Here is a 15,573-nt window from a genome sequence, read left to right as displayed (position 1 = left end):
ATAGTGAAAAGAAAGGAGGAGGGAGGGGTGAAACGGTAGCCTGCTGTACCGGCGAACCAGCCACCCGGTTTTAGCTATTCCCCCGGCAGCAATAAAAAAAGCCCGGAATGCGCTCCCGGACTTGTAATTTTTTTTGAACATGCTCACTACTCACTATTCCCCTTTATCCCATCAATGCTGCATTTTTTTGGCATCTTCTAAAAATTTGGCTAGGCCAATATCGGTTAAAGGATGTTTCAGTAAACCTAAAATGGGTTCCAATGGGCAGGTACATACGTTGGCGCCTAATTCGGCTGCTCTTACAATATGCAATGAGCTGCGAATGGAAGCCGCTAATATCTCTGTTTTAAATCCCTGCAGGGCGTATATCTGTGCAATTTGCCCAATCAGTTCCATGCCATCCCAACTGCTGTCGTCTATTCTGCCAATAAACGGAGACACATAATTGGCGCCTGCTTTGGCGGCCAGAATAGCCTGCCCGGCAGAAAATACCAGTGTGCAATTGGTTTTAATGCTATTGTCGGAAAACCATTTTAATGCTTTTATACCATCTTTAATCATAGGTACTTTTACTACTATACTAGGGTGAATAGCCGCTAATATCTTTCCTTCGGCAACAATACCTTCAAAGTCTGTGGAAATTACTTCCGCGCTCACATCTCCTCCGTCTACCAGTTCACAAATGGTTTTATAGTGATTTCTTATAGCTTCATCACCTTTAATGCCTTCTTTAGCCATTAAGGAAGGGTTGGTTGTAACGCCATCTAATATACCTAATTCGTGGGCCTCTTTAATTTGCGCCAGGTTGGCTGTATCAATAAAAAATTTCATAACCTTAATATTTGCTTTGATTCGTTTAAATGTTGTATAAATAAGAGAACGAATATAAGAATAAAAAAAGGCAAGTTACTTACATCGCACCGCTCAACCACCTACCCTTGCTACCTTCCGGTCCTGGGGGAGTTCAGCAGGAGCTGGTCGTATAAGACTTGCCGCTGCAAAGATACGAAGGAAGCACCAAAAGACAAATTCCCAGAAGCGAATAAAATCCGAAATCACTAAATTCGAAATCCAAAGGGGCTGTCAGATCAGCTATGAGCAGCAATTACTGCTTATGTATGACTCCGGAGTAGGATGCAATCTCAAATATTAAATTTCAAATTTCAAATTCTGATTCCTAAAACTGCCCGGGCCGGTTCATCATCGAATTGATTACCGTTACATTCATCAACTGGTCATACCTTCCGCCCAGTTCACGGTAATATACCAATATGCTGTATTGGTTCTCTGTTTCCCATATATTGCCTTCCGTTTCATCTGTAATAAATTTGGGAGGATTGCTTTTACCATCTGCCAGGGCGTAAGCATAATCATAGTAACCCTGTTTAAGTTGCAGCGTGGTCTCGTAGGCGCTTTGTTGCTGGTTCCAGCGCATTTTAGCACTATCGTCCGTTCCATAATTGGTAATTTGCCCAATAAGATACAGATCTTTGGTATACGGTGTATTGGTAGGCGTTTTATATGTAAAATGCACCGTAGCATAATCGCCATTCCAGTAGGGATTTACGTTTTCATTGGTCAATGCCGCATATATGCCATTATAATCTTTATAATAAATATACCGCTGGGTATTACGCGATGGATCGGGTACCACATACAGATCATAAGCAGTATTGGTATTCTCCTGGCGCCTTACCCTGTCACTAAGCAAACGAAAACTGGTAAGGTCGAGCCATCGCCATTCCCGCATGGCGGGCATAATACCATCTTTCTCGGTATTGTATTCATACATATTGTTACGTACAATACTGGGCTTTATATTTTGTATGCGGTTATCCCAACGGTTGTTTTGCAGGATCACCACTTTTATTTGCTGTTGCGGGTAGCTTACATTTAACCTGCCCGCATTTACTGTAAATTGTACTTTCTGGTGTGTTCTGAAAAACTGCTGACCAAAGGGCTGCTGAACCTGCGCCGATACTGCTATGCCCGCATCGGTAACTAAAAATCGCCTGGTGAATGCCAGTTTTGAAGTGTCGCCATCTAAAAAAACCTTTAGTACATAATTTCCGGCTTTGGTGGGCATAATATCCCTGCCCGGAAATACCAACTGGTAATGGGTATACCTGGTAAGCACCTGCGCCGAACGGCGGTAGGTAGATATGCGCTGATTGGTATATCCTTTGGCATAATCAAAATAACCCATTTGCACGGCCGACCAATCCGCATTACGCAATTCAATATTGTAGTAATAGTTTTTGATATCGCCGTCCATGTCATCAAAATCCAGTTGCAGCATATCGCCGCTGTTCAGTTTTATTATGGGGTAAGCCGTTTGATCCCCGTACAGGTTAAGCTGAACGGTTTTGATATTTTTTTGAAATATCTTATCCGGCTCCCGCTGCGCATACAATTTTATACAAAAAAGCAGGCAGAAAACACAGCACGCAACAAAGTAACGTTTATACATCGGCTAATTCTTTTATCTTCACAATTTAGTAAAATCGCAGGGATTGAATATAGCTTCATTTATAGCAAGGCGGATAGCATTTAACAGGGAGCGCTCGTTTTCGCGTTTTATCATCAGGCTGGCAATAGCCGCAACTGCTATCAGCGTGGCGGTGATGATTATGACACTGGCTTTTGTAAATGGTTTCCAGGAAGCGGTTAGCCAAAAAATATTTAGCTTTTGGGGGCACTTGCGGGTACAGCATTATGAACAGTATAAAGCGGCCATTGCGGAAGAATCGCCTATCCTGAAAAATGATACGATTGTTAGTGAATTATATAAAATAGAAGGGGTAAAACAGGTGCAGTCTTTTGCCACCAAGTATGCCATTCTTAAAACCCCGGAATCTATTGAGGGCGTTCTTTTTAAAGGTGTAGGCAATGAATATGATTTCAGCTCCATGCGGCAGTTCCTTACTGCCGGAAGGTGGGTAAAATTCAATGATAGTTCTTACAGCCGCGAAATTGTAATATCGGAGTATACGGCAAAGCAGTTACAACTGAAAGTAAATGACAGGGTATTGATCTATTTTTTTAAAGGTGAGGATCAAAAGCCGCGTCCGGACAAACTGACTATTGTAGGGTTATATAAAACCAATATGGAGGAATACGACAAGTTGTATGCCATTGGTGATCTGACGCTGGTACAAAGGCTGAACGGCTGGGATGGTGGTGAAATAGGAGGGTATGAAATTTTTTTAAAGGATTACCATGCAATGGACCGGGTAAACAATGAAATATTTGAAGCCCTGCCCAGTGAATGGGGAAGCAAAACCATCAGGGATATTTATCCAAATATTTTTGACTGGCTGCAACTGCAGGATGTTAACCGCGATGTAGTGCTTGGCGTAATGATCATTATTGCCATCATAAACCTCATAACCTGCTTAATTATTATGGTGCTGGAACGCACCAGGATGATCGGTGTTTTAAAAGCAGTAGGCGCAACAGACTGGACGGTGCAGAAAATATTTACAATGCAGGGCGTTATCATTACGGCAGTGGGCATTTTCCTGGGATTGGTTATTGGTTTGGGAATTTGTGTATTGCAGCAAAAAACAGGGTTTCTTACGTTCTGGGATGAGAATGCTTATTACATGCTGGTAGTACCGGTTAAAATAATATGGTGGCAGGTGTTGCTTGTAGTTGCTGGTACACTGCTGGTGTGTACACTTACTTTATTAATTCCTTCATTGGTTAGCCGCAGAATACAGCCAGCCAAGGCGGTGCAGTTCAGGTAAAGGCAGCGGGTGTATAGTTATGGAATTTACATGTTATTTCCATACTGCCTGGCGGGGAGATAGCCTGCAGCAGACAGATCATATTCATCATTAACGGGTATTATTTTCCCGGATTTCATCAATAATTTTTTTGTGGCAATATCCAGTACATCTTTATAGTAGTGATCGGTTATTATAAACCCTTTTACTGTTTGCAGTTCCCGTATCTTTTCTTTGATGATCTCCCGGTACGCGGGTTGCACCATGGAGAAAGGTTCATCTAATAAAACAAAAGGATGATTTAAATGAATGATCAGTAAAAATTGCAGGTATCGCTGCTCTCCCAATGAAAGATGACCCACTTTGGTAGTTTCCATATGGTGTACACCGGGTGAATAGAATATTTTATTCTGATCTTCCCCGGCGGGGAAATACAAGGGGATCACATTTCTTACAGTGATATTTTGAGGCAGGAATATTTCCTGGTGGCTATAACTTATTAGTTTCCGGATGATGTTATTCCGCTGAAGCGCATCATTTATCCGTATACTTCCTGATGCAGGTTTTAATGTTCCAAACAGTATATTCAGCAGGGTAGATTTACCACAGCCGTTTCGCCCGAAAAGTCCTGTTATATCACCTGTGCGGCATTCGAAACTAATGTCTTCCAGTATCTTTTTTGTACCGAAGCAATGGCCGATTGCGCTTATGCTTAGCTGATGAGTCATGCGGTTATTAAAAATATAAGCATTGAAAGTATTGCATTGACGACTGCTACCTGCACCATTAATTTATTTTTGGAAAGTCCCGCGTTGGCGTAAAAGTAATATTGGATGTTGTAATAATAACGGTATATGATAAACGAAGCCACCATTCCAAAACTGCAAAAACTGATAATGCTCGCCGATGGACTTTGACCGATTATTAATACAATGAGTGATATAAGCAGGTTGAACTTATTGACGTCTGTATAATATTTTAAAAACAGGAGCAACTTTTGGTTGATTCAAATTGAAATATACTGATCTAAACTATAAAATTTCGGACGACTTCGTAATGCTATCTTTTTTAAAAATAATTTTGTAAATTGATAGCATTATGGAACTACGTGAACCTACTGTAGCTTACGGAAAAAATAAATTAACACCCGAAGAATACTTAGAATGGGAAAGCACTGCCCTCCAAAAGCATGAATATTACAGGGGAGAGCTATTTGCTATGGCAGGAGCCAGCGTGAGGCATAATGTGATAGCAAAGAATTTAATGATAGGTATTGGTATGCGGCTGCAGGGGAAGCAATGCCAGCCTTATGGCAGCGATTTGCGGATTCATATTCCTGAAAACACATTGTTTACCTATCCTGATATTTCAATTATTTGCCGGGATGTAATTGAAGAAGAAACAAGCGATGACTATACCATTGAACCAACGGTGATCATTGAAATACTGTCGCCTTCCACCAAGGGCTACGATCGTGGTGAAAAGTTCAGACTTTACCGTGATATTCCTACTCTTGAAGCATATATCCTGATTGATTCGGAAAGTATTGCGATAGAGGCCTTTCGCATAAACGCCTCCGGTCACTGGGAACTGGAGGACTATAAATCGTTAAATGAAGTACTGGCAATTCCTGTAGTTGATCTTGCCATACCCCTGCACGATATTTATGAAGGAACAAAACTGTTGTAGCTTCATTTAGATTTTGGAGAGGGATGGAATCCCCGTATATACCACAGGTACTTGAAGGAAGTCAGCCTGCCCGTTCAAGGCAGATCATTATCAGCAAATAGGAAAGGATATTGTTTTTTAACGGCCGGCGGTACGCCGGTCGTTTTTTTGTTGTATTTTATATACCTGCTGTCGTTTATAAATAGCAATGCTTATCCGCAATCTTTAATGCTTCGGAAATAATAGTCAGCCCTTCTTCAATTTGTTCAACGGTAATGCAAAGTGGTGGCGCAATAAAAATATAATTCCACCGCACAAAAGTATACATACCAAGTTTTCTCAGGCAGGCGGCTACTTCATTCATTATACTCATTTCTGATGCGGTAGCATTATACGGAGCCATTGGTTCTTTTGTAACCCGGTTTTTAACCAATTCAATACAACCCAATAAACCGGTATTCCTAAAATCGCCAATGCACGGGTGAATAGCTTGCATTTCCTTCATACGCCTGTCTATATACCTTCCCATCTCCGCCGCGTTGGCAATCATGTTCTCGTCTTCATAAATTTTTAATACTTCCAGCGCCGCAGCACAGCTTACCGGGTGCGCGGAATAGGTTAATCCAAGCCATAATACCTGGTCATCAAACCGGGCAGCAATTTTATCGCTCACCATAAGCGCTCCAAGTGGCAAATAGCCGGCCGTTATTCCCTTTGCTGTTGCAATCATATCAGGTATTACACCGTGAGCGTTAACGGCAAACCAATGACCGGTTCTTCCAAAGCCACTCATTACCTCATCTGCAATAAACAGGATGTCATATTTGTCGCAGAGCGCTCTCACCTGCTTCAGGTATCCTTCAGGATATTTGATACAACCCGAAGTACCACTTTCTCCCTCCATAATAATGGCAGCGACGGTTTCAGTACCTTCAAATTGTATTACGCGTTCGATATGGCTTACACATTCACGGCCGCAGGTATCCGGTCCGGGTTGCGACCAGGGACAGCGATAGCAATAAGGATCTTCTATATGAACAATGTTTCCAACCTGTTGACTGTCGTGTGGTAACTTTCTTGGATCTCCGCCAGCACTCATCGCACCATAAGAAGCGCCATGAAAGGCGCGGTACCGGGCCAAAATTTTATGTTTGCCTGTATAGAGTCTTGCCAGCTTTATAGCATTTTCAATTGCTTCCGCACCGCCCGTAGTAAATAAAGTTTTGGTTATACCTGGCGGTGCAATTTCGGAGAGTTTTTTGCCGAGGTCTCCACGTACTTTTGTTGCGCAAGACGGTGTAACATAGCTCACCTGGTTCATTTGCTGCAACACGGCAGCCGCAACCCGCGGGTGCCCGTGCCCAATATTGACATTCATTAACCCGGATGAAAAGTCAAGGTATTTTTTCCCTTCATAGTCATAAAAATAAACACCTTGTCCTTTCTCCACCAGTATAGGATTAATTCCTTTTTGCTTACTCCATGAAAACAGGGTATAATCCAGGTTATCCCGGAGTATATCTGAAGACAGTGTTTGTGGTGGGATATTTTCAGTCATTTTGATTATCTTTTTTTTGTGTGTTAATATCCATACAAAATTAAAGATCAAGCTCTGTACGATGCCTCCTTTTAAAGCTATCTTACGGACATCAAAAATAAATACGCCGTTGACTTCATTTTTTTATAATTCACCTGGTTTTTTTGAAAAATATAGAAGCATCGAAACATAGGTACACATAGTTTTTGGAACAAAACAATATCCTATGCTTTTCTATGATCCTACTGTGTCTATGTGGTGAAAAAAGACATGTAGGGCCTGGCTTAATTAGTTTATTACAATTTCTCCTATCTTATACAATCCTCCCTCCAATTTCCTGCTATCTTTCATGGGCAGCTCAATAGCTTTGTTATGAAAGCCACATTCATCCCGTAAGCCGATGGCTATACCGTAAATGCCTGGTTGCATGTTTTTATTTATAGTAAGGGGGTGCTGTTCGGCAATGATTTCCCCCGGCAGCCAGTTTCGGCAATCCGAACCCGTTAGTTTCTGCACAAACCTTTTTCCACCTGATTTACTGATCAGCGCCACAGACAGGATGAACCTATGATAGGCGGGCGCCACGCCATGATTTTCCCATGTGAGCCGCAAATAATTATGCTCACTGTTTTTGCGCAAGGTATCCGGCAGCATAGCGAATTTGGGGAAATACCAGTAGCCGGCAATGTTTGTTATCTTTTTTGCATAATCGTAATTTTCTTTAAGCCATTCCCGGGGATAATAGTGAAACCCCACAAGCGAAGCATGCGTTTCGTATACCGCTTTCAGCAGACCTTCACCATTATTCCACATATTGCCTTCAACAACATCTCCGTAATGATCCGACTCAAGCACCACAGGAAGTTTTTTGTATGTAGCAGAAAAAAGTTCCGGCGTACGGATGCACGATGGTCCGAATCCCAGGGTTTTATACCACTTCACATTCCCGCTGTCATCCCTGAATCCAATACCGTTTTTTAAGGCGTAGTCAAATATGATATAATCCGATCCGTCATCCGTATCGCGCTGCCCTATTGCATCATCGCTGATGATAAGGGTTGTTTTCTTATACCAGCGTTTATACATGTCAATATGTTGTTTCAGAATCTCTACCGGGATATCCTTCCAGCCTGAATATGCAGTGTGCGCTTCACCCCAGTCGCCTAAGCTGCCAATATCAACATACTCCACCCAGGGTTTGCCATCGTAACGGTTAGCAAATGCTTTATGAAAGTTGTTCAGCTTCTGCATAAAAACCGGGTCATCATAATCCGGCGCCCAGGCTTTTATTTTGAGATCGGGATGATTGACGAAGGTTCCTTTGGCGCCTGCAAGCCTCACCCATTCGGGAGTGGCGTATACGATATTCGTTTCTTTGCAGGTAATGCGAAAGGAAACGGTATGCCCCCATTTTACCCATTTTTGAATAAGGGTATCTATCAATGTCCAGTTATAAACGCCCTCCTTTGGTTCGAGATAGCTCCATGCCAGCCTGAAATAAATATCATTCAATCCCGGGAAATCGGGCAGGGAATCGTTGGGCGCCAGGTGGTTTCCATAGTTTGATATACTATTACTGAAATAATGAACGCTCCATCCTTTGTGCGGATTCGAACAAACTTTAGCCGTATCCCAATATCTTTCGAGATTGAAAAATGTGCGGTTTTTGTAAGTGCCCCTGCCTTTTTCAGGATCCGTACCCAGGGCTTGTGAGAAAGAAAATGAATTGAACAGCAATAATAATAAAGTGAAAAAACCAACTTTTTTTATGATGCTTTTTTTATGCTCAATAGAGAACAGCGTGTTGAAGAGTGCGACGCAATTGGGTCTCATAGTAGCAATACTGTTAGGTTCATCATAAAAACTATCCTCTGATTGATGGTTCATGCAAAAAAAATTGTACATATGCTACCTGTTTTTTAAAAAATAGTCTGTAATTCCCAGCCCAATGCCTTTGCCATAATTATAATAATCGTCTATCGTGAGATATGCTTCATTTTTAATTCTTGATTGTGGTATTTCAAAGGTACCTGAAGAGATATGAAACTCCTTTGCCAGGCAATCGTTCAGCGATCCTGAAAATTCCATAGGAATATATTTTACAGGCCAATACTTATTAAAATGTGGGGTGAGATCAGCTAACATGCCTTCGGGTGTATGCAACAGGTTCATAGCGCCTTGTTGTCCCTGGCTGTGAATATCGAGAGCCAGGTCAATATGTCGTCCTGAACTTCGCCAGCCGCGTATCCATTTTTTTACGCAGGCTGCTTCAGGTTCAACAGGCAGATGAAGGGTATCGGTAAAGTCATCATCCCATTCCTGGTTCAGGTCTTCATAGTTGCCATTGAACCTTGTTATGCCATGAAAAATACCATCAGGATTCATCATAGGGATGATCTTGTAAATTGTAGTCTTTCTTGCAATAGCGGCATTTTCATCATCAGAAAGAAGAAAATTGAGAAGTCCTGATACTACATATCCGCCACAGTATTCACCGGCGTGTTGCAGTGTTGTAATAAACACTACTTTCTTTCCGGCATCCGGAATCGAGGTATCCGTAACCGTTAGTAAATGAATATTTCTGCGCTGCTGGGTTGTGCCTAATGTTTCAATGGTTAAAAATGGTTTGCCGGAAATGGAATCAATCAACGCTGATTCCTGTCCATAAGAAAATGGGTGGGCATACGCTATCCAAACGGAATCTCTGGTAAACAGATTACGGAATGTGAGCGTATGGAGTTTCGTATCGTATTTCACATCCGCTATTCTATCCCAGTTTTTTTGATCATAGGAATAAACAGGCTGGGTGGCTTTGGTATAAATAAGGTGTGGACCACCCCTGTAAATACCCGCCAGGCTATCTAATGTAATGGTAATATCCTTGTTGACTACATTATTGAGTTTGAAATAAAACCAATAGTATTGATCATCGCTGCTGCTTTTTTGTTTCCAGTGTATAGGCCAACCGGAGAGAAAATTCGGTTTTGATTCCCACAAAGTATCAATACTGCCCGAATCAAAATCGCTGCTTACTGCAATAGGGGATGAGTTGGCAGCATGGCTGCTTTTGGCAGACTTACAACCCATACCCGAAAATGCAACAATAATCGTTATGTAAAAAAATACCCTTAACTCCATGGGTCAAATTTATAGGTAATGCATACGCGATTTTTCATCTATTTCAGCTATTCATTATCTTATTTTGTTCAAAATAGTATATAAAACGCATAACCGCGATATGAAAAACACGATTATAAAAATCCATTAAGCGTGTATTTTTTCTATCTTTCGTCTGAAGAGTAGGGAAAAGCTAAACAATGATAAACCCTAATTAAATGAACGCAGTCATTTAAGAGCAGAAGAAAATTGCAATTGCTACTTAAACTGGAAGATATTAAAATGGACAAACCAATGGATAAAGAAACAGTGACTAAAGTATTTCAAGAGTTAGAGGCACAACTTTGAACTTGGAATTCACTAATACTTCGATAATAGAAATCAAAAACATATATAGGAAATCAAGAGAAATCGCATATAAACTTGATGACAGAGAACATCTTGATTTTTGTTTGAGAGAACTACAGGAAGTGTTTGAAGATGAAATAGAAATGTTTAGTGAAAACCCTTCTGATGAGTGGTATTTTGATTCAGCTAAGTCTGAATTATTAGCGGTATTAAATGACTGTAAAAAGGGACATCTATGACCCCCCATAGTAAAAGCAGTATTTAAATAGTTCAAAAATGAAATTCTCTCCTCAAGTGATCATATACGTGGCTGTTAAAAATTATCTCACGGAAGATCAAGCCGAAGTGTTAAAAAATGAACTTGCCAAGAAAAAGGTAATGGGTGATAAGATATTCATGGACACCATTAAAAAGCATTTTGATATTGAATTTTTCAGGACTAAGCCATTTATATGGCAAGATATATGGCTCTATAATTACCTAATATACGAATTAAGAAACACGAAAATGCCAAAACGTGGTTTGATTGCCAAATATGAAAAGGAAATTATCATACCACAGGAGGAAGTATTAGAAGAAGCAAGAGAACTTGTGGTAAAGCTAAACTAAGGTTTCATGTTGCCATTTCTTTAAAAAAAAGAGCCTCCCAGTATATAATTTATTGTTGATGAAACGGTATGGGAGCTATGGATAGCTGTTTGAGCAAGATTTTCGAGGTTCTCAACCAATGTGTATATCTGTACAGGGAATTCAGATCAGCGCCGGATTGCATATCCGGTTAGCGATTATCATCAAAAGCCGTCCTTTCTGCAGTTTTCGATATTTATGCGATTAAATTATAGTTAACTATAAAAACATCGCCTCTATTTTATGCTTAACGATAAAAAAGCAAGTTTTCCGAAGTCGTTTGTAGAAGCGTATAAGCCATCAGGGACTGCTGTTATTCACCGCGACAATTATATGGAATGGCTGAAACCACGGTCGCAGGAATAATGAATGTTTATTGCAAAGGACTTCTCTGTATAAAAAAATCGCTGAAAATAGAATACTCTTCTGGCATTGCCGAATAGCATTGCCGAACGTTGAAGAGTGCGACGCCAGTCCGACCAGAGTCATCCGGGCGGGCAATTGGGCTTCATAGTAGTAATACTGCCTGGCTTATAGTAATAAATATGCTTGGATTGATACTTCCCCTCATAACGTAAAGACAAAATAGGTTACTACTTTGTCCAAATTGATTAACAGTTGATATATTGATACGTTTAATTTTGATTAGGTGAAATATGGAACGACGAGTAGAAGAAAATTAAACATTATCAAACAATTTCTATATGCCTGTAAGGTTTACTTTGCTGATTACCTGTTTTGTTTTTAGTACATATACTTATTCGCAGCAAAACATTAAAATGGCTGTAAATGGGCTTAACCGGTTGCAGACTATAGATGGCATAGGCGTTAATATCAATTCGCGGAGTTGGAAAGAGGATGAGCTGAAGCCTGCTATTGATTTGTTGGTTGACTCCATGCAGGCAAAAATCTTTCGTGTAATTGTAGAAACACCAAAAGAATGGGAAGATGTTAATGATAATGACGACCCGTTTGTATATAACTGGAAATACTACGACAGCCTTTATGCAACAACAAAGTTTACCAGCGTATGGAAAACAATCGCCTACCTCAATAAAAAAGGCATCTCTCATAATATCATGATCAACCTGATGGGATATCTCCCCGCATGGATGGGAGGGGAGACGGTAGATCCCAGGCAGGAAGATGAGTTTGTAGAAATGTTTGTTTCTTTTTTACAGTATGCCAGGAATAACCAACATTTAAAATTTGGACTGGTAGCCCCTTTTAACGAATCTGATATTCAAAAAGAAGGTCCAAGGCTCAATGAATTCAGGTATGTGGCCATCATGAGAAAAATTATAATGCGGGTAAAGCAAAGCGGGATGAATGATATCCGCTTTGTTGGCCCGGATGCGGCCGGAATGAACAATAGCGTTGACCGCTATATCCCGGAAATGATGAAGGATTCGCTCATCATGTCCCGCATCAGCCGCTTTGCCGTTCATAGTTATAGCGGTTATTATGCTCCTGTAGATTCCCTGATAAAGCACTCTGAATTTCCTGATAAAAAATTCTGGGTTACCGAATGGAATGCATGGAGAGATGGATTGGATGACGGCATTATGACTGCTTATAATTATCAGTTCGCGGCGCAATGCATGGGATATTTGCTGGATCTGCTGAAGAATGGCGCGGCCGCGGCAATGGTATGGGAAGGGTATGACAGTTATTATGATCATCACGCGCCCAGCCTGTTTAGCTATTGGGGAATATTGGGATACAATAAAGAAAATAAAACCTATACTCCCAGAAAACATTTTTTTGCCATCTCCCAAATATCAAAATATGTAACCCCCGGTTCATGGCTGATAGAATTGCAAAGCAGCGATAGTAAAGCGCCTGCGCTTGCTTTCTTCAATCCCTCGCGGAATGCACCTGTAATAGTTGGGCTTAATCCATACAATAAGGCAGCGAAGATTGAAATATCATTGGATAATTTTCCGGGTATTGAATCGGTGCGGCTCATTTTTACAGATAGTCTTAATAATCTCAAAACTCAAAAAACATATTTGCCTGGTAAGAATGGAAAATTAAAAATAGTAGTTCCGGCAAATTGTATATACACACTGGTTGCTGAACCTGCTACTACTTCGGGTGCAGGAACACTCAACAACAAATTAAAAGAGAAAGGATGGTATGCGGGCGACATACATATGCACAGGAATTGCGGTGGAGGCACTCCCGTATATTCAGTAGATTCTTTAACCGCTGCTATGAAAAAGAATGGACTGTCGGTTATTTCCGTGCTTGCAGATATGGGGAATGGTGAAGTATACAACGCCGAAACAGATCTGAAACTGGTTACAGGTAAAGACGCGGCACAATCCACTCCCGAAGCCATTGTTCGCTGGGATGCCGAATGGCACTGGGATGCAACGTATACGAATTTCGCTAAACAGGCATTGGGCGGACACCTGGTATTGCTTGGGTTAACGCAGGCGGAACAAATGTGGGCGGAATCTCCCTATACAATATTAGAATGGGCCAAAAAACAAAACGCGGTAAGAGGCTTCGCTCACCTGGAATATCTCAATGAAAATATACCTGCGGAGCTGAACTGCTGCATTCCTGTTGACCTGCCGGTGGAAGCGGCATTAAAGAATATTGATTTTGTTTCAACAGATGTTTTTGGATCGTATTCTCCGAATGGCGGATCATATTTTGGGAAACAATCTCTCGATGTATACTACAGGATGCTCAACTGCGGTATCAAGCTGGGGCTTGCTGCGGGCACGGATTTTCCATGTAATAATTTTGAGCCGCTGGGAACCGTACGAACTTACGCCCATGTTAATACCAATCTCACTTATAACAACTGGATTGAAGCGATACGCGAAGGGAAGACGGTCATATCAAGGTTGGGTGATAAAGAATTTATCGATTTAAAAGTGAATGGTGATCAAGCACCCGGTGCGTCAATTCAGTTTCCTGGAAAGCAAAAAATAAATATTGAAGTTACATGGAATACGGAGAACGGTTCAAAAGGGGAAATTGAAATATTATGTAACGGAAAAGTTATTGCAAATGCCGCAGGTGGTGCTGCTACTCCCGGCAAACCTTTTGCGCTGAAAACAAGCTATGTGGTTGATAAAAGCTCCTGGATTGCCGCCAGGCGGGTAAGCGGAAACGAATATCATACGCATACCTCTCCGGTATATGTATATATTGGTGGCGAAAATATCATGGCGGACAAAGAAGATGCGATGTATTTTGTGAGATGGATAGATCATATATTAGCCAATATTGCTAATGAAGGAAAATGGAAAAAGTTTTTTCCTGAAACACTTGACCAGGTGAGGATGCATTATCAGCAGGCGAGAGATTACTATACCGGTATTATGAATACCGGCAGGTGATTGGATAATATGAAATTTTGCAATAACATACATACCTGTATAAAAACATGCAGTAATTCAGCGTATAGACCCCTCGTGCCTCGGGGTGGCAAGCAACAGGAGGATGATTGAGCTGTGGCAGAAATGTTCAGTAATGTATATTGCCGAACTTCTTCAATACAGATTATAGTAGCACCACAGCTTGTCATTCCGACTTTGGAGGAATTTATGTTGCACTTATGCTAAAATATGTAGAGATGCCTTCGCGACCTCAATGCCTAACGCTATAAATCAAAATAAACCTATGTGTTCCTGCGATCCTGCTGTGTATGCGATAAAAAAATATTCGTCAATTCATAACTAAAACAAATGAAAAATTATTTCCTGTATGCGGCATGTATTCTATTTTTTAGCTGTGACAACAAACAACAATCCTCTTCAGAAACTACAACAGAAAATAACGCTACACATAAAACAGTGATGGCAGTGTTTGCGCATCCCGATGATGAGATTGACGTGAGCCCATTGCTTACAAAGCTTGCATCGCAGGGACATAAAGTGTATTTAACGATTGCTACCAGGGGCGATAGGGGCGTTAGGGAACATGCTAAAATACCGGCGGGAGATTCGCTTGCCAATGTTAGGGCCGGGGAAACGGAATGCACGTGCAAAACGCTGGGTATAAATCCACCCATTATGCTTGGTTTGGGAGATGGCAAATTAACCAACTGGAATGCGCTTTCCATTTTAAGGGAAAGATTAGACAGCGTCTTTACTATCTATAAACCGGATATCGTTATCACATGGGGAGCCGAGGGTGGTTCAGGTCATCCCGATCACAGGATGGTTGGCGCGGTGGTTACCGAAATTTTCCAGTCCGGCCAGTCTTCACATTTTGAAAAATTATTTTATACTGCCATTCCAACAGAACATTGGAGAGATGAACCTGCGTATAAGTCCCAGATATCAATGGATTATCACAGGGGTTATAAATCAGTAGAGAAAAAGTATTTGCCTATTCGTATATGGTGCAGCAAAGATGAAAATAAAATCGCAAGAGAAGCCATGCGTTGCAACACCTCTCAGTATCCTCCTGAAGAATTAGATGATAATGAACTTTGGATGAATAATATGAATAAGGATACTGTTTATTTAAGACCTTATACGAACGCCGGTTACGTAAGTAATGATATTTTTAAGTAACAGAAAT

The 15,573-nt window shown here is 41.0% G+C and carries 13 protein-coding genes and 1 other RNA gene; 7 read left to right on the top strand and 7 right to left on the bottom strand.

Translation table 11 applies throughout. The features are described 5' to 3' along the window. Positions 1–171: 171 nt before the first annotated feature. The 3 genes from fsa to FRX45_RS02650 all read right to left on the bottom strand — a co-directional run bounded on the left by fsa (position 172) and on the right by FRX45_RS02650 (position 2,470). Entirely contained in the window at positions 172–831 is a 660-nt protein-coding gene (gene fsa / locus FRX45_RS02660) for a fructose-6-phosphate aldolase (protein WP_152266830.1), read from the bottom strand. A 65-nt stretch (positions 832–896) separates the two neighbouring features. Beyond that, an RNA gene (gene ffs, locus FRX45_RS02655) (signal recognition particle sRNA small type) lies at positions 897–995 on the bottom strand. Positions 996–1,177: 182 nt separating this feature from the next. Further along, on the bottom strand, positions 1,178–2,470 hold the full coding sequence (locus FRX45_RS02650) for a type IX secretion system plug protein (RefSeq protein ID WP_152266829.1): 1,293 nt from the start codon (positions 2,468–2,470) through the stop codon (positions 1,178–1,180). A gap of 43 nt (positions 2,471–2,513) precedes the next feature. On the opposite strand from FRX45_RS02650, the gene FRX45_RS02645 reads away from it, so the two are divergent. Then, positions 2,514–3,749, top strand: a complete 1,236-nt coding sequence (locus FRX45_RS02645; RefSeq protein WP_152266828.1) for an ABC transporter permease — start codon at positions 2,514–2,516, stop codon at positions 3,747–3,749. A gap of 26 nt (positions 3,750–3,775) precedes the next feature. On the opposite strand, the gene FRX45_RS02640 is transcribed toward FRX45_RS02645, so the two are convergent. Then, the gene (locus tag FRX45_RS02640) at positions 3,776–4,456 is read right to left on the bottom strand and encodes an ATP-binding cassette domain-containing protein (protein WP_152266827.1); all 681 of its coding nucleotides are present in this window, start codon (positions 4,454–4,456) and stop codon (positions 3,776–3,778) included. Positions 4,457–4,826: 370 nt separating this feature from the next. Here FRX45_RS02640 and FRX45_RS02635 point away from each other — a divergent pair, with 370 nt between their 5' ends. After that, positions 4,827–5,417, top strand: a complete 591-nt coding sequence (locus FRX45_RS02635; protein ID WP_152266826.1) for a Uma2 family endonuclease — start codon at positions 4,827–4,829, stop codon at positions 5,415–5,417. 175 nt (positions 5,418–5,592) lie between these two features. Here the strand turns inward: FRX45_RS02635 and FRX45_RS02630 are convergent, their stop codons facing one another. The 3 genes from FRX45_RS02630 to FRX45_RS02620 form a co-directional block, all read right to left on the bottom strand. Then, positions 5,593–6,954, bottom strand: a complete 1,362-nt coding sequence (locus tag FRX45_RS02630; protein WP_152266825.1) for an aminotransferase class III-fold pyridoxal phosphate-dependent enzyme — start codon at positions 6,952–6,954, stop codon at positions 5,593–5,595. Between the two features lie 267 nt (positions 6,955–7,221). Beyond that, on the bottom strand, positions 7,222–8,820 hold the full coding sequence (locus FRX45_RS02625; protein WP_193311559.1) for a DUF4832 domain-containing protein: 1,599 nt from the start codon (positions 8,818–8,820) through the stop codon (positions 7,222–7,224). A 21-nt stretch (positions 8,821–8,841) separates the two neighbouring features. Continuing rightward, positions 8,842–10,071, bottom strand: a complete 1,230-nt coding sequence (locus tag FRX45_RS02620; RefSeq protein ID WP_152266823.1) for a M14-type cytosolic carboxypeptidase — start codon at positions 10,069–10,071, stop codon at positions 8,842–8,844. Between the two features lie 329 nt (positions 10,072–10,400). On the opposite strand from FRX45_RS02620, the gene FRX45_RS02615 reads away from it, so the two are divergent. The 5 genes from FRX45_RS02615 (at position 10,401) to FRX45_RS02600 (ending at position 15,566) form a co-directional block, all read left to right on the top strand. Then, entirely contained in the window at positions 10,401–10,637 is a 237-nt protein-coding gene (locus tag FRX45_RS02615; protein WP_152266822.1) for a hypothetical protein, read from the top strand. Positions 10,638–10,674: 37 nt separating this feature from the next. After that, the gene (locus FRX45_RS02610) at positions 10,675–11,007 is read left to right on the top strand and encodes a hypothetical protein (protein WP_152266821.1); all 333 of its coding nucleotides are present in this window, start codon (positions 10,675–10,677) and stop codon (positions 11,005–11,007) included. Positions 11,008–11,268: 261 nt separating this feature from the next. After that, positions 11,269–11,391, top strand: a complete 123-nt coding sequence (locus FRX45_RS23685) for a hypothetical protein (protein ID WP_262884195.1) — start codon at positions 11,269–11,271, stop codon at positions 11,389–11,391. A gap of 338 nt (positions 11,392–11,729) precedes the next feature. Beyond that, positions 11,730–14,384: a CehA/McbA family metallohydrolase gene (locus FRX45_RS02605; protein WP_152266820.1), complete on the top strand. Its 2,655-nt coding sequence runs from the start codon at positions 11,730–11,732 to the stop codon at positions 14,382–14,384. A 348-nt stretch (positions 14,385–14,732) separates the two neighbouring features. Beyond that, entirely contained in the window at positions 14,733–15,566 is an 834-nt protein-coding gene (locus FRX45_RS02600; RefSeq protein ID WP_152266819.1) for a PIG-L deacetylase family protein, read from the top strand. Positions 15,567–15,573: the final 7 nt, after the last annotated feature.

This window comes from Agriterribacter humi (assembly GCF_009192765.1).
Classification (GTDB): Bacteria; Bacteroidota; Bacteroidia; order Chitinophagales; family Chitinophagaceae; genus Agriterribacter; species Agriterribacter humi.
Note: the sequence above shows the minus strand (reverse complement) of the source record. Positions and strands in the feature narration are given on the sequence as shown.

What these genes read in the sequence shown, in the direction of transcription:
- FRX45_RS02620 (WP_152266823.1), bottom strand. Translation starts at nt 10,071, where the DNA reads ATGGAGTTAAGGGTATTTTTTTACATAACGATTATTGTTGCATTTTCG.
- FRX45_RS02635 (WP_152266826.1), top strand. Translation starts at nt 4,827, where the DNA reads ATGGAACTACGTGAACCTACTGTAGCTTACGGAAAAAATAAATTAACA.
- FRX45_RS02630 (WP_152266825.1), bottom strand. Translation starts at nt 6,954, where the DNA reads ATGACTGAAAATATCCCACCACAAACACTGTCTTCAGATATACTCCGG.
- FRX45_RS02650 (WP_152266829.1), bottom strand. Translation starts at nt 2,470, where the DNA reads ATGTATAAACGTTACTTTGTTGCGTGCTGTGTTTTCTGCCTGCTTTTT.
- FRX45_RS02640 (WP_152266827.1), bottom strand. Translation starts at nt 4,456, where the DNA reads ATGACTCATCAGCTAAGCATAAGCGCAATCGGCCATTGCTTCGGTACA.
- FRX45_RS02610 (WP_152266821.1), top strand. Translation starts at nt 10,675, where the DNA reads ATGAAATTCTCTCCTCAAGTGATCATATACGTGGCTGTTAAAAATTAT.
- FRX45_RS23685 (WP_262884195.1), top strand. Translation starts at nt 11,269, where the DNA reads ATGCTTAACGATAAAAAAGCAAGTTTTCCGAAGTCGTTTGTAGAAGCG.
- FRX45_RS02605 (WP_152266820.1), top strand. Translation starts at nt 11,730, where the DNA reads ATGCCTGTAAGGTTTACTTTGCTGATTACCTGTTTTGTTTTTAGTACA.
- FRX45_RS02625 (WP_193311559.1), bottom strand. Translation starts at nt 8,820, where the DNA reads ATGAACCATCAATCAGAGGATAGTTTTTATGATGAACCTAACAGTATT.
- FRX45_RS02600 (WP_152266819.1), top strand. Translation starts at nt 14,733, where the DNA reads ATGAAAAATTATTTCCTGTATGCGGCATGTATTCTATTTTTTAGCTGT.
- fsa (WP_152266830.1), bottom strand. Translation starts at nt 831, where the DNA reads ATGAAATTTTTTATTGATACAGCCAACCTGGCGCAAATTAAAGAGGCC.